The sequence below is a fragment of the Erythrobacter sp. S227 genome, from assembly GCF_057364925.1.
Genome location: NZ_CP200280.1, coordinates 2990158 through 3011122, shown reverse-complemented (window position 1 = coordinate 3011122; position 20965 = coordinate 2990158). Strand labels below are relative to the sequence as shown.

The window sequence follows — 20965 nt, the reverse complement described above, 5'->3', positions numbered from 1 at the left end:
GCGAATTAATTGTGCGAAAAGGACAGGAGCGCGCGCATTATTCAAATGCGGAAAGCTCACCGCGCTTTACAGAAGGCCGCAATCGCCCGCGGTCAAAGTGTATTTGGCGCCGCTTGCCTCGGTTACGTCAACCTTGGCGCACCAACCGTCACCTGAAGAGATTTTCATGCGCGAAAGCACTTGCTTGTCGCCTGCTGCAACTGTGCTGCTGCTATTATGGCGCGAGTTCGATGCACCGGTTAATTCTGCCTTGAATTCAATCTGCTGGGTCACAGGGGAATTGGCGACCACCTGAATCTCGACGCTATCGGCGCCTTCGACAACGTTGAGCGATATGGCGCGGGTGTCATTGGACGCGCTCACTGCGCTGCATCCTGCTGCGACCGCGAGAACGGGCGCAAAAAGGGCAAGTTTTGCAAATGTGTGGGCCATGAAAAGGTCCCCTTAATTGCCGCCACCAAGTTGTTGGATGATTGCCCCAACAAGAGCCTGTGTTTCCTGGCTGAGGTCGGCGGTAGGATCGCCCTCTGCCTCGGTTGCTTGTGCACCGCTGAGTGACTGATTGTTGAGCGCAACCGATGCAACAACCTGATTGTCAAAGTTGCCGGGATTGGCCTCTGCGCCTGCCAGACGCGCAATTGCCGCCTCCAGCGTTGCAACGCGGCCTGCATCCAGTCCGCCGCCAAGAAGGCTGTCTTCTGCCGAGCTGGCGCGGTTTTGCGCAAATTCTTCCGAACGTGTTTCGATCCGCCCCTCGCAAAGCGCCTTAAGCGCAGGGATATCGCTGCCGCGCTCGCAAATATCGGTGCCTTCAACCGCATCAAGCAGCACTTGGCGTTCGGCCGCGCTCAATTGCGCAAGCGCTTCATTGGAGCGTCCATCGGAAAGCTGGGCAACATCATTGCCGCCGCCTTGACTGGAAACTTGCGTAACGGGCGTATCGCGCCTTGCTGCGGCCGCTTCGATCTGTTGTTGGCGCGCGGCTCTTGCGCGGGCCTCAGCCACACTTTCAGGTGTGATCGCGTCCGGGAAATACACTTTGGAAGAGGCATCGTCGGGCGCTTGATTGACAAACGCGCTTTCGCTGCGCGGGACTTCGCGTTCAGCTTCCTGGGCCACATCCTGAGCTGCGAGAACCGAAGGCGTGCACAAGGCGAGCACGGCGCTGCCTAAAGCCAGTCCGTTTGCAATTGCGCGCGAGCGTTTCATTGTTTTGCCTTTAATTACCCTGCGTAACAATCGCAGTGGCGCCGCCGGTCTGGATGATCGCCATGTCTGGCAAGCCGTTGCCGTTTTGGGTCCACTCAAGCGCGTTGCCATCGCCAAGCTGGGTTGCAGTCATGGTGTTGTTGTCACCCGACTGCGTAAGGATCGCCTGATTGTCAGAGCCATCCTGTGTGAGAGCCGCGAGATTGCCATTGCCCGTCTGCGTAATCGCAGCGCCCGAGCCGGTGAGGCCATTGTCGTTTTGCGAAAGCAGCGCGGTGTTGGCATTGCCTGTCTGCGTCAGAATAGCGACATTTTGCGCATCACCCGACTGCGCGACCATCGCGATGTTGTCATTGCCCGCCTGATCAACGCCGACAAAATGATCGCCATCGCCGGTCTGTGTAATATCGGCGGTGTTGTCATCGCCATCCTGGCTAAGTTCGGCGTTCTGCTCATTCGCGGTCTGGCTGAAGGTCGCAGAGTTCCCATTGCCGATCTGTTCGACAAAAACGCCGTCAAATGGCCCTGTATCAGGCGCATTCACCTGTGTTTGGGCAATCGCGGGAGCCGAGGCCACGCCAGCCAGCAAAGCGGCAATACCAAGACCGATACGGTGAAATGTGCGAGTCATAGCGTGATCCTAACCGAAATTGGCCGTCCTGACGAGTGTCTTGGGGATCATCCCCTACCTGTCAGGCATACCTTAGACCGGCAATTGTTGCTGCAACCTTGATAGATTGCAAAAGAATGACCGCCGGGCAAAGCCGTCTGGCTCTGCCCTGCGGTCATATGCGTCTTACGGCGTACCCTGAGTAACGGTCGCCGTGTTGTTGTCGCCAACCTGGCTCAAGGTGGAGCTGTGAGCGTCGTTGAACTGACCCACAGTGGCAGTGTTTGTCGAACCGCTTTGCGTGATGGTGCTTGTCGCACCCAGAGCCACTTGATCGAGGTCGATAATGTTGAGCTCGCCGTTCTGGGTGATCGTGCTGGTGTTATCCATGCCATCTTGCAGAACATCGATCTCGTTGCCGTCGTTGAACAAGACAGTATCTGTTGTCGCCTGGGTGACAGTGCTTTCATTGCCACTTCCGGTTTGTGCAACCGTCACAGTGTTGAAACCGGACAGGCCGATGCCCGCCTGATTGACCGAGCTTACATTGGCGTCGCCGGTTTGAGTGACCGAAGTCGCGTTAGCAAGATCGATACCCTGGGTTACGCTGGATTCGTTGTTGTCGCCAATCTGATCGACAAAAACGGTCCCTGACGAGACTTGCTGGGTGATAGTGGACAGGTTGTCATTTCCGATCTGCACGCTTTCAGCAACGGAACTGCTTCCCCCAGGCTGATTGATCGTTGATTCGTTTCCATCGCCGCCGCTCTGGTCGATGAGTGCGGCCATATCAAAACCGCCAGTCTGGTTGATTGTCGCGGTGCTGTTGGTTGCATCAACCTGTTGGAAGATGAACGCATCGTTCGATTCAGCGGTGCCCGACTGATCAACGGCTGCGGTGTTGCCATCGCCTTCCTGGATTACATCGGCGTTGTTCAGCCCGCCGGTGCCGCTTTGCGCGACCGTAGAGCCGTTTCCAGCGCCCGTTTGCAGCACGGTCGCGACATCGCTCAGAACCGAAGACTGATCGACAAGCGAAGTATTGTCATCGCCCAGCTGGTCCACAGTCGCGGTGTTGCCATCGCTCAGCTGGAAAACATCCGAGGTGTTCCCGTTTGCCGCTTGGGTAACGGTTGCAGTGTTATTGCTGAAATCCTGCTCGACAGCGCTGGAGTTGCCATCACCGGTCTGCACGACGGTCGCCGCGTTGTCGCTGCCTGGATCAAACGAGTTTTGCAGGACATCGCTGCTGTTCAGCGAACCGGTTTGCGTGACGGTAGCAACGTTGTTGTCGCCGCCTGTGCCAGCACCACCGACAAAGCCTTGCTCGATGAGGCTCGAGTTTGCCTCACCGCCGCCTTGCACCAGAGTTGCCGTGTTGCCGTCGCTGTCCTGAAGGAGCGAAGAGGTAGATGCACCTGCGCCTGCATCGACGCCGGTTTGTGTTACGGTTGCAACGTTGCCCGTGCCGCCAAAGTTACCCTGGAAGACTTCGCTGATATTGTTGTCGCCCGACTGGTCGACGGCTGCAGTTTGGTTGTCGCCTGCCTGTACGGTGAGAGCCTGCAGATTATCGCCAGCCTGCGTCGTGTTAGCCGTATTGTTCGTCGAGGCTGTTACAACTCCGCCAAACAAAGTGCTGTCGCCTTGCAGGATAGCTGCGTCGTTACCTCCCCCCGAAGTCTGCGTTATCGTCGCGTTATTGCCTGTCACAGGAGCGCCCGCAGTGTCATCGCCGGTTTGAGCGATGATCGCCGTCACACTGTCTGTCGGAGCACCTTGTGTGATCGTTGCGTTATCACCGCGTGCCTGGTCGACCTGATTGATGCTTGCATCGCCGAAAATGCCATCTTGCGTAATGTTCGCCGTATTGTTTCCGTCGGTCACGCCGGTGGACTGGTCAACGGTCGCAAGGTTATCGCTGCCCGTCTGCGTGACATTGGCAGTGTTGCCAAAGCCGTCCTGATCAATGTCAGACGTGTTGAATGTACCAGACTGCGCAACGATCGCATCAGCCGTCTGACCCGTTTGCGTCACCTCGGAAACCGCGTCGTCGCCGGTTTGCAAAACATCGGCGAACTGTTCGCGGTTTTGCTGGATCACATCCGAGCTGTTGTTCGACCCGTTCTGGGTAACGAAAGTTTCAAGATTGCCATCGCTGCCCCCGAATGCGTCATCTGACTGGGTCACGATAGATGCGTTGCCATCGCCCGTTTGCGAAATCGTCGCAGCGATGTTGACCGTGCCGTTCGGATTGACTGATGTCTGCGCAATATCAGATGCGCTTGCACCGTTCTGGGTAACCGTGGCAGTCATGCCATTCAGGTCATCGCCAGAAGAAGTCTGGTTGATAATTGAATCCGCGCCGCCAGCCTGATCGACTGTGGCAACGATCCCTTGGGGGTTCAGCGCAGTGGTTTCCTGCCCGATGTTTGAAATGTTTCCGTCCGCGCCCTGTGTCACGACTGCGGTGAGGTTCTCACCATCCTGAGCAACGTCGGACACATTGCCGGTCCCGGTGGACTGATCAACATTTGTAGAGTTGTTCGTGCCGCTGCTGTCAACGACGCTGCAATTGCCGGTTGCGCCCACACATGCCGGTGGAACGGTGGCCTGCGCCAGAACGGGCGAAGCTGCCCCGATGGCGAGAAGTGATGCGCTTGCGTAGATAAGAGATTTCATCGTCTTTCCCCCTAAAATTCAGACCTGATTAAGGACCCTCGTTTCTGGTGCTTGCGACCACCGCACCTGCATAAAATGAAGCCAGAAGAAGCTCCATATATTCTTTGTTGCGAGGCCGGGCGGACCCGCTAGAGGCCCGTCCGATCCGCATAATTGACGCTTATGGAGCGCCTTGTGTCACTGTTGCAGTGTTGCCGGTGCCATCTTGTGTCACGACCGACAGGTTAGCATCGCTAAACTGTGAGACAGTCGCCGAGTTGCCGGTGCCATCTTGTGTCACCGAACTGCTGTTTCCATTAGCCTCTTGCAGGACAATCGCATCGTTCAGGCCGCCAGCACCAAACTCGTTCTGAAATATCTCGCTGCTGTTGTCGTCGCCAATCTGGACGGCTTCGGCAAAGTTGCCATCGCTGCCGGCGATAAAGCCTTGGCTGATGATGCTGGAGTTACCCGCTCCGGTGCCCGCCTGGAACGTTTGAGCGATGGAGTTGCTGCTGTTCTGGTTGATCTCGGAGAAATCGGCCGTACCCACCTGCTGGATGAAGGCACTGGAGCCATCGCCACCAACATTGTTCTGATTGATCTGCGCAAGGCTGTTGTCAGACGCCTGAGCGACCTCGGCAACCGAGCCAAGACCAAGTTGCGAGATCAGGGCAAAGTTATTCGAACCCGCTTGCGTGATGTCAGCATCAGCGTTTTCTGCGCCAAAAGTGTTGGTGCCAGCAAACAAGGTCTCATCGCCTTGCGAGATAACAGCGCCATTGTTCGCGCCGCCGCCCTGATTAATGTCGGCATCGCTGAAGCGTGCATCGTCCTGGATGATTTCACCAGTGTTGAGATCGGCAGCTGCATCCTGGATGACATCAGCAGTGCTGCCGTCGCTGCCGTTGATTTGCTGAATATCAGCAAATCCCGTCAACCCGTCCTGATCGACATTGGCGACGTTGGGCCCGATTGCCGACTGAAGGATCGTGCTCGAGTTGTCGTCCGCTGACTGGTCCACGGTTGCAATGTTGCCATCGCTCAGCTGATCGATATCGGAGGTGTTGCCCGAAGCGGTCTGTGTGACCGTCGCGGCGTTGCCCGAGCCAAGCTGGTCTACGGTCGAGTTGTTCTGCGCAAAAGCAGGGGCTGCTGCTGCAAGAGCAAGCGTCGAAGCGGCGAATAGCGAAATCTTTTTCATAGAATTCGTGCTTTCTTTAAGCGCTCCCCTGAACTGGGAGGCGTTTTCAAAATGCGGGCGCGCGATGCGCCCGAGTTAACTTCGTCAAATCAAATTGGGCGGGCGTTTGGCGCCCGCCCAGATTTTATTCCCGATCGGCTTATGGAGCGCCTTGTGTCACTGTTGCAGTGTTGCCGGTGCCATCCTGGAAGACCGAGGATGCGCTGCCGTCGAACTGGGAAACAGTGGCAGTGTTAACGTCACCATCCTGCTCGATCAGGCTGATGTTTCCGATGCCTTCCTGAAGGACGGTCGCAACGTTGTCGCCGCCAAAGCCGAACGAGTTCTGGAGAACATCGCTTTCGTTCTCTGAACCGTCCTGTGTGACAGTTGCGGTGTTGTTGTCGCCGCCTGCAAGACCCTGATCGATGACGCTGGCGTTAAGCTCGCCGCCGCCCTGTGTCAGGGTTGCTTCGTTGAAATTGCCATCCTGGAAGACCTGCGAGGTTGAAAGACCAAGCCCGGTTCCGGTTTGAGTGACAGTCGCAGTGTTGTTGTCACCGCCGAAATTGCCCTGATAGACTTCACTGACGTTATCAGAGCCAATCTGATCGACGAATGCTGTCTGACCCGCACCGCCCTGAGCGATGATCGAGTCGTTGAAATCACCGTCCTGGGTCGATTCTGCACGGGCAATAACGCCATTGACGACACCGCCGCCAACGCCAGTTGTATCACCTTGGACGATGGTCGAAACGTTGCCTTCGCCAGAAATCTGATCAATCAAAGCCTCATTGAAGGACGTGCCAATAGCGCCAGTCTGATCGACAGTCGCGGTGTTGTCGATCGTATCGACACCCTGAAGAACCAGAGCAAAGTCGAAATCGGCTTCAGCGTTCTGGTTCACGGTCGCAGTGCCGCCTGTACCGTCTTGCTGAATGTTCGCGCTGTTGTTGCCATTGGTTGGTGCAGCAACCGCTGCCTGATCGACAGTTGCAACGTTATCCGTACCGGTTTGAACAACAGTTGCATCGTTCAGCGTACCAGCCTGAGCGATGTCGGCATCGTTCAAAGTGCCCGACTGGGTGATGCTAGCCGTGCCATCTTCGCCAGCCTGGGTGATTGTGCCGATACCGTCAGTCCCTGTCTGAAGCACAGCGCCGACGTTGCCAAAGCCGGACTGGTCAATGCCAGCGCCGTTGCCGTCGCCGGTTTGCTGGATGTCGGCATCCTGAAGCTCGTCCGCCTGGATAATGATAGCGACGCCGTCATTGGCCTGCTGGAAAACGGTCGCAAGGTTGTCAGTGCCCGACTGGTTGACGTCGGAGAAGTTGCCTGCGCCATCCTGCTCGACTTCGACCTCGAGGAGTGCGGCATCGATGCCTGCATCGCTCTGGGTCACAATCGAAGCGTTGGTATCACCTGTTTGCGTAACCACGGTGCTGATCAGAACGCTGTCATTGCCGCTTGAAACCTGCGCAACGTCAGAAGTGCTCGCGCCGTCCTGATCCACATCAGCGATGATGCCGCTGGCGTTGTCGCCGGAAGAACTTTGGCTGATGATCGAATCAGCGCCGCCCACCTGGTTCACGATCGCAGTCGTATCAATCGGGGTCGCGCCAAGCGTTTCCTGATCGATATTCGAGATGTTGCCATCGACGCCCTGTGTCACCGTTGCATCAAGGTTGTCGCCGTCCTGGATGATGTCCGAAACATTGCCGGTGCCAGCAGACTGGTCAACGCTGACGCTGTTGCCTGAACCAGCTGAGTCGACAACGCTGCAATTGCCCGTTGCCCCAACGCATGGTGCCGGTGTGGTCGCTTGCGCGAATACAGGTGCTGCAGCTGTCAAAGCGAGCAGTGATGCGCTTGCATAGATGATAGTCTTCATTGTTTTTCTTCCCTTAGTTGGCCCCTCGCTTCGATTAGAAGCACGAGGGGTTGGAAACTTGAGTACCCCGGAAAAGCCTGTGGCCTGCCCGGGGCAAATGCTCGCCTTATTGCGTGACTACGACCGAGTTGCCGATGCCGCTTTGCGTCGCGTCCGACACATTGCCACTGGACAGCTGATTGATTGTCGCGGTGTTGGACGTGCCATCCTGGGCCAGAAGGCTGAGGTTGCCGTCGCCCTGCTGGTCAATCGTGGCTGTATTGAGATCGCTCAGAAGGTTGTTGCCTTGCGCAATGATGCTGGTGTTGCCCAGTCCCGACTGAGTGATGGTCGCGGTGTTGTCGCTCCCGCCGCTGAGGCCCTGCTCAACCTGGCTTTCATTGCCATCAGCCGTTTGGGTCAGCGTTACGGAGTTGTTGCTGCCGCCGTATTGGAACACGGTGGAAACGCCGCCATTGGCGCCCATGGCGAGGACAACCGAATTGCTGGTGCCTGCCTGTTCAACAGTGCTGTCGTTATTGTCGCCGATCTGATCGATCTGTACCAGGCCGTCGACGCCGGTCTGGGTGATCTGCGAGACATTGAGAGAGCCCACCTGAATGTTCTCGGCCTCATTGCCAGTGCCGCTTTGGACGATCAGGGAGTTGTTGAACTCACCGCCACTTTGATCGATCAGAGCGCCGTTGAGATTGGCAGTGCCACCTGCTGCGGCGTCACCGGTTTGCACGATACCTGCCGCGCTGCTGGAAACATCAGCCTGCTGGAAGATAACCGCAGTTTCACCGCGGGCATTGCCGCTCTGCTCGATACCGGCAAAGTTATCATCCCCGTCCTGGATTACCGAAGCATCATTGGGTGATGCAGCACCGCCCGCATCTCCGGTCTGGATGATTTGGGCATCATTGCCACCACCTGTTTGCAACGTGGTTGCGAACATGGTGTCGCCGCCGCTTTCCTGAGAAATGCTGACGTTGTTGTCATCGCCGAACTGGTCAACCGTCGCATCAGCGCGGCTGACGTTGTCCTGCGTCACGGTTGAAGTGTTATCATCGCCCGATTGGGTGATGACATTGTCGATATCAACACCGCCGTTGGTGGCGAGGCCCTGATTGACGGTCGATGTGTTGCGATCACCGCTTTGATCTACAGTGGTACGCGACGAGAACGGGCCGCCCATGAAGATGTTCGAGGTGTTGTCATCACCGCTTTGATCAACGTTTGCAGTGAGGCTGAAACGGTCGAGGACTACGCCGGATGTGTTGCGATCACCACTTTGGTCGACGGTCGCATTGCCACGGCTGTTCGCCAGATAATCAACGTCTGAAACGTTATCATTGCCCGACTGTGCAACGGTCGCTGTACCGCTGCTCCCTGCGGCCATATCGATGTCAGACGAGTTGAAGTCACCGGTTTGATCCACGTCTGCTGTTTGCAATTGTACCGCTGATGCCTGTGACACGATCGAGTCGTTGCCATCGCCATCCTGAAGCACATCAGCAACAGTCGGATCACCGCCCGATTGCGCTACGCTTGAGCTGTTATCGAAGCCGCCCTGTACAACCGTTGCCAGCTTGTCCAAACCGGACTGATCAGCAATCGAAGAGTTTGCGTCCCCGACTTGCGTTACGGTAAGGTTCTGGTTGCCCCCCGTTTGGGTCACATCACTTTCATTGGTCGCAAGGTTTGGCGAACCAAGGTCGAAACCTTCTTGCGTTACCGTCGCGGTGTGGTCCGCACCTGACTGATCGACATTTGAAAGATTGAAACCATCTGGACCGCTCTGCGTGACAGTCGCTTCCTGATTGTCCCCGTCCTGGAGAACTTCCGAAACATTGCCGGGGCTGTCTTGATCAACGGTCGCATTGTTGCCGCCGCCAACTGTGTCGATCACACTGCAATTGCCTGTGACGCCCACACAATCTGCAGGCACAGTAGCCTGCGCCAGAAGCGGAGCCGCCGCTGCTAACGCCAGTGCAGATACGCCTGTGTAAATTGCTGTTCTCATTTTCATTCCTTCAAATGTGACCGCCCTGACCGGCACGATCTACTCTGGGGACTTCAATTCAAAAGACGCCGAGGCTCACCCCCGTTCACCCGGCATCTGCGCTTGCTAAGGGGCAATACGAATTGCCCCCGAAAAGCGGTTTGGATAGACGGAAATTGAATGTGAGATAGGTTTGCAATGCGTCGCACGCGCTGAAATCGCGAGCGCGAATTCGCCACAAGTCCTGCAATCCCCCATTCCAAGTCCGCCCTTCTATGCGGTTTTCGCTTGGATCCAGTCAGCCCCGCGAGGAGCTAACGCCAAACAAAATGCACCCAACTTCTTTGCGCATCACACCCGCACAGCAGGCTCAATGCGCCACTTCAATTCGAACCCTTTTCCCGCGCCTCTTGCGGACGCTCCCTCTCGCCGGTGGATAACCCCCGACTAAGAACCTTCTTCATCATCGCCGCGATCAACGACATTCAGCGCGGTAAGTGAGCCCGCCCGCTCCACCGCATCCTGCACGTCGTCCGCGTCGTAAATTCCGTCACGTTCGGCTCGGTATGTGCTCATCAACGCCCGCGCGGCGTCCGAATCTGCAAAGCGCCAAAGGCCCAGATCCACACCTTCGAGCACGAGGCCATAAACGGCCTTCTCAATGGCTTGCTGCAAAGCAACCTGATCTGGCTCGTTCGAGGTGATCCCGGCCTCTGCCTCGAGAAGCTCTCGGAATGCCACAAAGCGATAGGCGCTCGCGCCGATAGCCTGACTTGCGATTGTCTTCGAGGCCTGAACATTGGTCAGAACCTCGCCCGTGCGAACCGATACAGCGCGCAAGTAAACGGTGACCGTGTCCTGACGATATTCTGTACGCGCACCAATACCAAGGAATGCAGCGCCAGCGCCGCCCGTGACCGTATTGGTGTCATAACCGATGATGCCGCCCTCAAGCAGAACCCCTGCAAACAACAGCGCCGGAAGCGCGTTGGGATCAACCTGTTGCTCTCCAAGGTAACGCTTGCGCATTTCGCCGATAATCTGACGCTCTTTCAGGAGGTTATCGAGACGCTCACGCTCTACAACGGTGAACCACTGGCGATTGCCGGCATCTTGCAATGCCTTCACCAGAATGGAGCCCGCCCCTTGCGTGACAGCGCGCGAAAGCGTTTGCCCGGTGTTCGTGGGACGAAACTGACCGGTCTGATCGCTAAACCCGTATACCGCAATCGCGACCTGACGCTGAGGCGCGGGCAATTGGTGGAGGAGGTTTTGCGTCTGCGTTTTCTTCGGGAAATACGCAAGGCTGGTGGTCTCGGGCAAAAAGTCCCGGCCATCCTGGGCCAAGCTCATACAGCCGCTCACCGAAAGAGCGCAGAGGCCTGCCAAACCAAGCTTCAAAAAGCCCCTCATCAATTAACCTCGATAAACAGAGGAATCACGATGCGGGTTTCTTCGCCGGAGTTGTCATCCCGGATAATCAGGGTGACCTCATCCAGACTGCGGAAGAATTCGATAGTCTGACCGCCAAAGGTGATCGTGCCTTGCTCCTGCGGGTTTTCACCGAAGATTGCATCGACGATTTGCGATGACAAAGCAGAGAGAAGCCGGGATTCGAGCTGCCGGGCAAAGATGCTCGACTGATCGCTGCGATCAACCGCATCGGGGTCGGTCGTCTTGTTCTGAGCGTTGGCGATGCCCAGAATGTGGTTTGAATTGAAAGGGTTGCCACCGAAAGTGGGGCTGATTGGTTGGTGTACCAAATCTTGCGCCATGGCCGGCGCAGCGCTCACAGCACAACCTAAAGCCAAAGCCGCCGCAAATTTGCGAATCATTCTAAATTCCCCTCTACCCGTTGGATAGGCCTAACCCTCGGCATCTTTAACGCTTCGTTTATTACGTATCTTTACAAAAGTGTCGAGGTATTTCGTATCGCTTCACCGCACAATTACAGCACTTCTAACGCAGTTGTATTGAACTGGGGCAGATTGAAATGCGCCTCAACACCCGACTTGCTTAGCCGCATTCCGGATCGGGAGACTGTGCAGAAGGGCACAGTTTTCGCCTCTCTCACAAAGCCTTAGAGGTTGGGACGAAGCCAGCGCTCAGCTGTGGACAGGTCAACGCCGCGCCGCTTGGCATAGTCCTCAAGCTGATCGCGGCCTATCTTGGCGACTCCAAAATACTGGGATTCGGGGTGACCAAAGTAAAGCCCGCTCACCGCTGCTGTAGGCAACATCGCGAAGCTCTCTGTTAACGAAACGCCGATTTTGGCCTCCGCGTCGAGCATATCGAACAAAATCGGTTTCAAGGAGTGGTCCGGCACTGCGGGATAGCCGGGCGCGGGGCGAATGCCGCGATATTGCTCTTTGATAAGCGCCTCGTTGTCGAGCTGTTCGCCCGGAGCATAACCCCACAGATCGGTGCGCACATGCTGGTGCAGGCGTTCGGCCATGGCCTCGGCGAAGCGGTCGGCGAGTGCCTTTAGAAGGATGTCGGAATAGTCGTCCTTGTCCGCGCGGAAAGCTTCGATGTGCGGTTCGATCCCGTGGATGCCGACAACAAAGCCGCCCATCCAATCGCCAGCGGGGTCGATAAAGTCAGCGAGGCACATGTTTGCCCGGTCGCGGCTCTTGATCACCTGCTGGCGAAGGAACGGCATCCGAATGTGCTCGTCCTCGCTGAGGTGGATCATCACATCATCACGGCAGTCGCGCGCCCGCGCGCACGGCCAAAGACCCACGACCGCTTTTGCGGTGAGCCACTTTTCTGCGACGATTGTCTCCAGCATCGCATCAGCATCGGCTTTAAGGTTGCGCGCAGCCTCTCCCACCACTTCATCTTCAAGAATGCGCGGGTAGACACCGTGCAGTTCCCACGCCCTGAAGAAGGGCGTCCAGTCGAAGGTTTCGATCAGGTCTTCGAGCGGCCATTCTTCAAACAGGTGATCGCCCGGTTGCAGTGGGGGCGCAGGTTTATCGCTGAGGAACGCATCGTAGAAATTTCCGCGCGCTTCTTTCAGCGGCAGCAGCGCCTTTTCGCTTTTCCCTGCACGCGCGACGCGCACCTTTTCATATTCCTCGGCGGTTTCCTCAACAAAGCCGTCGCGCAATGTGTCGGACAGCAGCCTGGAGGCAACGCCCACCGCGCGGCTCGCGTCCAAAACATGGATCACCGGACCATCGTAAGCCGGATCAATCCGAAGCGCGGTGTGCACCCGGCTGGTGGTCGCGCCGCCAATGAGCAGCGGCATGGTCATGCCCGCTGCTTGCATTTCCTCAGCCACGGTCACCATCTCGTCCAAGGACGGAGTGATCAAGCCCGATAGACCGATCATATCGGCCTTGCTCTCTTTGGCGGCCTTCAGGATGTCCTGCCACGGCACCATCACGCCAAGGTCTACCACTTCATAGCCATTGCACTGTAAGACAACGCCGACGATATTCTTGCCGATATCGTGCACATCGCCTTTGACGGTGGCCATGATGATCGTGCCTTTGGAGGAACGCTCGGCCTCTGGCAGCAGCAGTTTTTCCTCTTCGATGAAGGGGATGAGGTGGGCGACCGCCTTCTTCATAACGCGCGCGGATTTCACCACTTGGGGCAGGAACATTTTGCCCGACCCAAACAGGTCGCCAACGACATTCATGCCGTCCATCAGCGGGCCTTCGATCACTTCGATAGGACGGCCACCGGCCTCGAAGATCTCCTGGCGCATGATTTCGGTGTCATCGACAATATGCGCATCGATCCCTTTGACGAGGGCGTGTTCAAGCCGTTTTGAGACTTCCCAGCCGCGCCATTCCGCCGCCTGTTTGTCGTCTTCCTTACTCTTGCCTTTGAAGCTTTCCGCCAAGTTGATGAGCCGCTCGGTCGCGGTTTCCTCGCCCTCCACAGGACGCATGAGGATCACGTCCTCGCACGCCTCGCGTAGGACCGGGTCGATAGTGTCGTAGACGTCCAATTGGCCTGCATTGACGATCGCCATGTCGAACCCGGCCGGGATGGCGTGGTAGAGAAAAACCGAGTGCATCGCGCGGCGCACCGTCTCATTCCCGCGGAAGGAGAAGGAGAGGTTGGAAAGCCCGCCGCTGGTCTTCACATGCGGGCAAAGCTCTTTGATTTCCTTGACCGCCTCAATGAAGTCGAGGCCATAACGGTCATGGTCTTCAATCCCGGTCGCAACCGCAAAGACGTTAGGATCAAAGATGATATCTTCGGGCGGGAATCCGATCCCGACGAGCAGGTCATAGGCGCGTTTGCAAATCTCGACCTTGCGGTCCTTGGTGTCGGCCTGTCCTTCTTCGTCGAACGCCATGACGACGACAGCCGCGCCGTAATCCATGCATTTACGCGCTTGTTCGAGGAATTGCTCCTCGCCCTCTTTCATGCTGATCGAGTTGACGATTGGTTTGCCCGATACGCATTTGAGCCCTGCCTCGATCACGTCCCATTTGGAGCTGTCGATCATGACCGGAACGCGGGCAATATCGGGTTCGGCTGCGATCAATTTGAGGAAGGTCGTCATCGCGTGTTTCGCGTCAAGCAACCCTTCGTCCATGTTGACGTCGATCACCTGCGCGCCGTTCTCCACCTGCTGGCGAGCGACCTCCACGGCGGCGGCGTAGTCATCCGCCATGATGAGCTTCTTGAACCGCGCAGAGCCGGTCACATTGGTGCGCTCACCGATATTGATGAAATTCGTGGCAGATGGGCCGGTCATGGGGAGGTTTCCAAAGAGAGGGCGTCGGTCAAGCTGAGGGCGAAAACGAAGTCGTCGTAAAGCTTGCCGCCAACGTTGAATTGGCGGGTACCAATGATTTCAAAGCCTTGGCGTTTGTAGAAGCTAATGGCGCGGTGGTTGTCGTCCTTGACGCCGAGCAGCAGGCGCTTGTTGCCCTCAGCCGCGCTCAGCACTTCGGCAAACAGGGCTTGCGCCGTGCCAGTGCCTTGAAAGCGCGAAAGGACATAGATTTTCTTGAGCTCCACATCGCCCTCGCGCGCCGCGTCGAGTTCGGGCCGGGGGATCAGCAGGGCATAGCCAATGGGCGTTCCCTCAATCTCCGCCAGCCAACCGCGCGCGCCCTTTTCCAGAAGGCCAGCGAGGTACTCTGGCGCGTGTTTTTCGCGGCAATGGGTGACCATGGCCTCACCCGGAATTTCATGCGCAAACGTTTCCAGAAACGTCGCGTCAGACACAAGCGACAGGCGCTCTGCATCCTCAGCGCCCGCTTCGCGCACTGCAATTCTATCGGCGTGGGGCACACTCATGCGGCAAAGGTGAAGGCTTCAAGACCAGACAGGCGCATCGCTGTATCGGGCGTCGGAATTTCGCGCGGTGGCAGGCCCTTCACAGCCTCGGCAATCGCCTTGATATGTTCAGGCGACGAACCACAGCATCCGCCCAGAATGTTGACCTGCCCCCCTTGCGCCCACTGCTTCACAAGGCCAGCGGTCGTATCAGGCATCTCGTCATATTCGCCCAGCTCATTGGGAAGACCTGCATTGGGATAGGCCATAATCAGCGTGTCCGCGATTCCTGAGAGCGATTGCACATGCGGGCGCAATTGGTCCGCGCCAAAGCTGCAATTAAGGCCAATGGTGAGCGGCTTTGCATGGCGCACAGCATACCAGAACGCCTCCACCGTATGGCCTGACAAATTGCGGCCCGAAAGATCGGTGAGCGTCATCGAAATCATGACGGGCACCTCGCGGCCAAGCTCAGCCTCAAGCTGCTTCACCGCCATGATCCCCGCCTTGGCGTTGAGCGTGTCGAACACCGTCTCGATCAGGATGAAATCGCATCCCCCTTCGATCAGCGCCGCCGCTTGCTCCTTATACACAGCAGTCAGCTCGTCGAATTCAATCTCTCGGTAACCGGGGTCTTCAACATCGGGCGAGAGCGACAGCGTCTTATTAGTCGGCCCAATCGCGCCCGCGACAAAGCGGGGCTTTCCGTCCTTTGCCTCATATTCATCCGCCAGCGAACGTGCGATTTTGCCCGAGGCGATGTTCATCGCCGCCACTTGATCTTCGGCGGCATAGTCGGCTTGCGAAATGCGGTTCGCGCTGAACGTGTTGGTCGAAACAACGTCAGAGCCCGCATCCAGATAGGCGCGCGTAATATCGGCGATCACATCGGGCCGGGTGAGCGCAAGGATATCATTATTGCCCTTTTGATCTGCACCAAGGCCAAGCTCGCCGGCATAATCCTCTTCGGTCAGCTTGCGCTCCTGAATTTGCGTGCCGAACGCGCCGTCAAAGATCAGCACCCGTTCAGCAGCGGCGGCTTCAAGTTTCGTGCGCGCATTCATGAGGCGCCTCCGGTTGGGCGTTTGCCGAGCATATGGCAGATCGCGTAAGACAGCTCTGCCCGGTTCAAAGTGTAGAAGTGGAACTGGCGAACCCCGCCTGCATAAAGCTTGCGGCACAATTCCGCAGCGATAGTGGCGCTTACCAATTGGCGAGCAGCGGGGCGTTCGTCGAGCCCGTCGAACAGCCCTTCCATCCACGATGGAATAGATGTTCCGCAAAGCCCGCTCATCCGCTGGACCGCAGCAAAGCTCATCACCGGCATTACGCCCGGCACAATCTCTGCATCAATCCCGGCTGCCACTGCCTCATCGCGGAAGCGGAAGAAGCATTCAGGATCGAAGAAAAACTGCGTGATTGCGCGGTCTGCACCAGCGTCAAATTTGGCCTTCAGATTGTCGATATCGGTTTGCGCATCGGGGCTGTCGGGGTGAACCTCCGGATAGGCCGCGACCGAAATCTCGAAGTCTGCCACCTCTTTAAGGCCCGCGATAAGCTCCACCGCATTGGCATAGCCGCCCGGGTGAGGCGCATATGCCCCGCCATCAGGCGCATCGCCGCGCAGCGCCACAATGTGTCGAATTCCGCTTTCCCAATAATGGCGCGCAACCGCGTTCACTTCGTCTTTGGTTGCGTTCACGCAGGTGAGGTGGGCGGCCGCTGGAATCCTGGTTTCGTTCTGCACCCGCACGACCTCTGCATGCGTGCGCTCGCGGGTGGTGCCCCCTGCCCCGTAAGTCACCGACACAAAACGCGGACCCAGCGGCTGCAAGGTTGCAACGCTCTCTTGCAGCGTCTCAGCCATCTTTTCCGTCTTGGGCGGAAAGAATTCAAAACTGACGTCGATATCGCCGGGCAAATCCGAAAACAGCGGGCTATCGAGCGCTGTGCGCGCTTCGTGCAATTGGTTGAGGGTCGGGGTCGTGTTCATGGGTTTGTGCTTTTTTGAGAGGGGGTACGAGGCGCCTGCTGGGCCACGGCGTCCTGCCGTTCACCAATCCAGATTTTTACGATCAGTTCCCCGCCATCCAGCGTGCAGGGCTTAGCCGGGGTAAATCCGGCATTGCGCAAAAGCGCGTGCATCTGTTCATCGGAAAAGCCCAGGCGCGCGTGCTGATGCCGGTCGCGTAAGTCTTCGCGGTCGTGGGCGGCAAAATCGACAATCGCGATGCGCGCGCCCGTATTGGCCACCCTTGCCGCTTCGGCCAGGGGAACGGCGGGGTCCTGCGCAAAGTGGAGCACCTGGTGGAGCAGCACCGTATCAAAGCTTGCCGCGGGAAAGGGAAGATCGGTGAAATCGCCCTGCACCAGATCGACTTTTCCGGCTGGGAGATGCTGCAGTTTTGCCCGTGCAAAACGCAGCATTTCGACGTTTTTATCAAGCGCGGTAATCCGCTGTGCGTGGTCTGCAAAAACCTCTGCCATCCGGCCTGTGCCCGTGCCGATATCCAGCACTTTGCCAAGCGATTTACCTTCGAGCGCGCCAAGCAATTGCTGCTCGACCTGCGCATCGGGCGTATGCAGAGCGCGCAGTTCGTCCCATTGACTGGCATGAAGGGCAAAATACTCTTCAGCCTTCGCCTCGCGCGACTGGCGAATAGCGGCTAGCTTGCGGCGATCATCGGCACAAATTTGCGCAAACTCTGCGTTTTGCGCCTCGGCGACGCCCAGCAATTGGTCGAGAGCCGCATGCACGGCTCCTGCACCCTCACCGCTGTCGCCGCCGTTCACCGCACGCAGAAAAACCCAGCTTCCCTCACGCCTGCGCTCGGCTAGGCCCGCATCGCACAAAATGCCCACATGGCGAGAGACCCGCGGCTGGCTTTGACCAAGCACAGCTGCAAGCTCCCCCACCGCCAGCTCCATTGTCGATAGGAGCCGGGCAATGCGTAGCCTTGTGGGGTCTGCCAGAGCCTTGAAAATCGCGTCGATGACCATTGTGAGACCATCATATAAAGATATTTTTATATGTGTAAATGCGAGTCAGTAAGAGACCTTTGTTGCGTTTGGTAAAGCAAATGTTTTGCACAAGTTGCCAAAGGCGATAGTGCCTTTGGAACCAAACTACATTGGAGAGATCCGCTTGAAACTCGGCTGCTGCTATTTTCCGGAACATTGGCCAGAGGAAATGTGGGCCGATGATGCGCGGCGGATGCGCGAGATGGGGCTTTCGCTCGTGCGCATCGGCGAATTTGCGTGGAGCCGGATTGAGCCGGAGCCGGGGCGGTTTGACTGGGGCTGGCTCGACCGCGCGATTGAGACACTGGCGGGCGCGGGCCTCAGAATCATGCTGTGCACGCCCACCGCAACGCCGCCCAAATGGCTGGTTGATCAAATGCCGGACATGGTCGCGATTGATGCAGATGGGCGGCCTCGGGGCTTTGGCTCGCGGCGGCATTATTGTTTCTCGCACCGAGGCTATCGTGAGCAATCGCGGCGTATCACCAAGGCCTTGGCAGAGCGGTATGGCGAGCACCGCGCCATCACCGCGTGGCAGACCGATAATGAATATGGCTGCCATGATACGGTGCTGAGCTTTTCTGATGCGGCGGCGGAGGCCTTTCGTGCCTGGTGTGCGGCGCGGTATGGCACGGTTGAGGCGCTCAACACCGAGTGGGGCAATGTCTTCTGGTCGATGGAGTACCGCTCATTTGCAGAGATTGACCCGCCGCATTTGACCGTGACCGAGGCGAACCCTTCGCACTGGCTCGACTATCGCCGCTTTGCCTCGGATCAAGTGGTGAGCTTTAATGCGGAGCAGGTAGCGATTTTGCGCGACTTGTCGCCGGGCCGGGATGTCACGCACAATTTCATGGGGTTCTTCACCGAGTTCGATCACTTCGATGTTGGCCGCGATCTCGATGTGGCCACGTGGGATTCTTATCCGCTCGGCTTTCTCGAACAGTTCTGGTTCTCTGAAGAAGAGAAAGGCGCTTACCTGCGCCAAGGCCACCCGGATATCGCGGCCTTTCACCACGACCTTTATCGAGGGTGCTGCGATGGGCGTTGGGGGATCATTGAGCAGCAGCCGGGCCCTGTAAACTGGGCACGGTTTAACCCTGCACCTCTCGATGGGATGGTCGCGCTGTGGACGCTGGAGGCGATGGCGCATGGGGCAGAGTTTGTGAGCTACTTCCGCTGGCGGCAGGCTCCTTTTGCGCAAGAACAAATGCACGCAGGGCTCTTGCGGCCCGATAGCGCAGATGCGCCTGCAGCCGATGAAGCACGGCAAGTGCGCGATGTGATCGGTCATATCGGCGCGCAGGAAATCGCGCGGGCCAAGGTCGCGCTGGTGTTCTCTTACGAGGCGGCATGGGTGTGCGGCATTCAACCACAGGGAAAGAGCTTCCGCTATCTGGAGCTTGTCTATGAATGGTATTCGGCGCTGAGGCGGCGCGGATTGGACGTCGATATCGTGTCGGCGGATGCGGCGCTTGATGGCTACAGCGCGGTTTTTGTGCCCACTTTGCCAAACATCTATCCCACTTGGATCGAGGGTATCGAGGAGCTTACCTGCCCCGTCCTCATCGGTCCGCGTTCAGGCAGCAAAACACACAATCTCACCATCCCCGAAGGCCTCGCGCCGGGGGAATTGCGCAAGCTGGTCCCTCTTACGGTCGCGCGGGTAGAAAGCCTTCGGGATGGCGTTACCGGCGAAGGCGATGGCTGGACCATCAGCCGGTGGATCGAAGAGGTTGAGAGCGACCTGTCGCCCGAGTTAGCGCTGAAAGACGGGCGCGGCGTGGTCTTTGCGCAAGACAACATCCGCTATTGCGCGGCATGGCCAGATCGCAGTCTTTTGAACTTGCTGGTTGAGAGGATTGCGGGCGATGCAGGATTGGACCTGATGGACCTGCCCGAAGGCATACGCATTCGCCGAAGCAAGACCCATCTCTTCGCATTCAATTACGCCGCCCACGCCATTGATGTGAGCGCGCTTGGCCTTGGCGAACCCGTGGTGGGCTCGGCGCAGATGGGACCTGCCGCAACGTCAATCTGGACAATTGCATGAGCGCGTCGCACAGGCTTTGCCCATGAGCAAGACACGGAAGTATGCGATCATCGGCTGCGGCATGATGGGCCGCGAGCATATGGCGAATTTGGCGCTTGTACCGGGCGCTGAGCTTGCGGCGATTGCGGACCCGGACGGAGGCTCGCGCGAGGCCGCCAAGGCGCACGCAAGGACGCTGGGCCAGAGCCCACGGCTGTTCAGCGACGCGAGCGAGATGCTGCGCTCCGTCAAGCCTGACGCGGTCATCATCGCCTCGCCCAATTTCACCCATTACGATGTGGTAAAGCCGGTCATGGAGCAAGGCTGCGCAGTGCTTCTCGAAAAGCCCATGTGCACCGATCCTGCCGACGCTTTGGCACTCGCGAAGGCTGCTGAAGACTACGACAACCTCTTCTGGGTCGGGCTCGAATATCGCTACATGCCGCCGGTCACCAACTTCATCGAGCGGGTGCACCAAGGCGTTGCTGGCGACATTAAGATGCTTGCCATCCGCGAGCACCGCTTCCCTTTCCTTGTGAAGGTCGGCGACTGGAACCGCTTCAATCGCAACACCGGCGGGACGCTGGTGGAGAAGTGCTGCCACTTCTTCGACCTCATGCGCCATATCCTGCGCGATGAACCGGTTCGCGTCTTTGCCAGTGGGGCCGCAGATGTGAACCACCTCGATGAACGCTACGATGGCGAAACACCCGACATTATCGACAACGCCTTTGTGATGCTCGACTTTGCCGGGGGAGCGCGCGCGGTGCTCGACCTTTGCATGTTCGCTGAAGGTTCCGAGGAGCAAGAGGAGATCAGCGCCGTCGGTCCCAAAGGCAAGCTTGAGGTAAAGCTCCCCGGAGGCTTCGTCACATGGTCACCGCGCGACAAGTCCGGGCCGTTCAAGAAGCATATCGGCGTGCCGCCAGAGGCTCTCGCGGCAGGCGATCACCACGGCGCTACCTATTACCAACAGCGCGATTTTCACGCAGCCTTGGTGAACGGCACACCGCCCCTTATCACTGCCCGCGATGGCTATCGCTCCGTCGTCATCGGAGCCGCCGCACAAGAGAGTATTGCCATCGGCCAACCAGTCGACATCACATACGAGGACTAGAACTTGC

Annotated in this window: 16 protein-coding genes; 2 read left to right on the top strand and 14 right to left on the bottom strand. The window is 57.8% G+C overall.

From position 1 onward, the window contains the following. Nucleotides 1-66: 66 nt before the first annotated feature. The 14 genes from csgH to AC0V6Q_RS14295 form a co-directional block, all read right to left on the bottom strand. On the bottom strand, nt 67-432 hold the full coding sequence (csgH, locus tag AC0V6Q_RS14360) for a curli-like amyloid fiber formation chaperone CsgH (RefSeq protein ID WP_486169062.1): 366 nt from the start codon (nt 430-432) through the stop codon (nt 67-69). Nucleotides 433-444: 12 nt separating this feature from the next. Continuing rightward, a complete protein-coding gene (locus tag AC0V6Q_RS14355) occupies nt 445-1209 on the bottom strand; it encodes a hypothetical protein (protein WP_486169061.1) in 765 nt (254 codons plus the stop codon). 10 nt (nt 1210-1219) lie between these two features. Beyond that, on the bottom strand, nt 1220-1840 hold the full coding sequence (locus AC0V6Q_RS14350; protein WP_486169060.1) for a hypothetical protein: 621 nt from the start codon (nt 1838-1840) through the stop codon (nt 1220-1222). Between the two features lie 165 nt (nt 1841-2005). Further along, the gene (locus AC0V6Q_RS14345) at nt 2006-4501 is read right to left on the bottom strand and encodes a beta strand repeat-containing protein (RefSeq protein WP_486169059.1); all 2496 of its coding nucleotides are present in this window, start codon (nt 4499-4501) and stop codon (nt 2006-2008) included. A gap of 160 nt (nt 4502-4661) precedes the next feature. Beyond that, nucleotides 4662-5684, bottom strand: coding sequence for a hypothetical protein (locus tag AC0V6Q_RS14340; protein WP_486169058.1), 1023 nt, complete (start codon nt 5682-5684; stop codon nt 4662-4664). Nucleotides 5685-5823: 139 nt separating this feature from the next. Further along, nucleotides 5824-7554 (bottom strand): beta strand repeat-containing protein, encoded by a 1731-nt coding sequence (locus tag AC0V6Q_RS14335; protein ID WP_486169057.1) that lies wholly within the window; start codon nt 7552-7554, stop codon nt 5824-5826. A 106-nt stretch (nt 7555-7660) separates the two neighbouring features. Beyond that, a complete protein-coding gene (locus tag AC0V6Q_RS14330; protein ID WP_486169056.1) occupies nt 7661-9559 on the bottom strand; it encodes a beta strand repeat-containing protein in 1899 nt (632 codons plus the stop codon). A gap of 426 nt (nt 9560-9985) precedes the next feature. After that, nucleotides 9986-10891, bottom strand: a complete 906-nt coding sequence (locus AC0V6Q_RS14325; RefSeq protein WP_486169055.1) for a CsgG/HfaB family protein — start codon at nt 10889-10891, stop codon at nt 9986-9988. 59 nt (nt 10892-10950) lie between these two features. Beyond that, a complete protein-coding gene (locus tag AC0V6Q_RS14320; protein ID WP_486169054.1) occupies nt 10951-11373 on the bottom strand; it encodes a curli assembly protein CsgF in 423 nt (140 codons plus the stop codon). Between the two features lie 245 nt (nt 11374-11618). Further along, nucleotides 11619-14261, bottom strand: a complete 2643-nt coding sequence (gene metH, locus AC0V6Q_RS14315) for a methionine synthase (protein ID WP_486169053.1) — start codon at nt 14259-14261, stop codon at nt 11619-11621. After that, nucleotides 14258-14809 (bottom strand): GNAT family N-acetyltransferase, encoded by a 552-nt coding sequence (locus AC0V6Q_RS14310; protein WP_486169052.1) that lies wholly within the window; start codon nt 14807-14809, stop codon nt 14258-14260. The genes metH and AC0V6Q_RS14310 overlap by 4 nt, the downstream gene beginning before the upstream one ends. Further along, the gene (locus AC0V6Q_RS14305; RefSeq protein WP_486169051.1) at nt 14806-15852 is read right to left on the bottom strand and encodes a homocysteine S-methyltransferase family protein; all 1047 of its coding nucleotides are present in this window, start codon (nt 15850-15852) and stop codon (nt 14806-14808) included. The genes AC0V6Q_RS14310 and AC0V6Q_RS14305 overlap by 4 nt, the downstream gene beginning before the upstream one ends. Further along, nucleotides 15849-16781 (bottom strand): methylenetetrahydrofolate reductase, encoded by a 933-nt coding sequence (metF, locus tag AC0V6Q_RS14300; protein ID WP_486169050.1) that lies wholly within the window; start codon nt 16779-16781, stop codon nt 15849-15851. The genes AC0V6Q_RS14305 and metF overlap by 4 nt, the downstream gene beginning before the upstream one ends. Continuing rightward, entirely contained in the window at nt 16778-17788 is a 1011-nt protein-coding gene (locus tag AC0V6Q_RS14295; protein WP_486169049.1) for an ArsR/SmtB family transcription factor, read from the bottom strand. The genes metF and AC0V6Q_RS14295 overlap by 4 nt, the downstream gene beginning before the upstream one ends. A gap of 145 nt (nt 17789-17933) precedes the next feature. Between AC0V6Q_RS14295 and AC0V6Q_RS14290 the strand changes: the two genes are divergently transcribed. After that, complete coding sequence (locus AC0V6Q_RS14290) at nt 17934-19862, top strand: beta-galactosidase (protein ID WP_486169048.1); 1929 nt, start codon at nt 17934-17936, stop codon at nt 19860-19862. Between the two features lie 22 nt (nt 19863-19884). Further along, nucleotides 19885-20958: a Gfo/Idh/MocA family protein gene (locus AC0V6Q_RS14285; protein WP_486169047.1), complete on the top strand. Its 1074-nt coding sequence runs from the start codon at nt 19885-19887 to the stop codon at nt 20956-20958. Nucleotides 20959-20965: the final 7 nt, after the last annotated feature.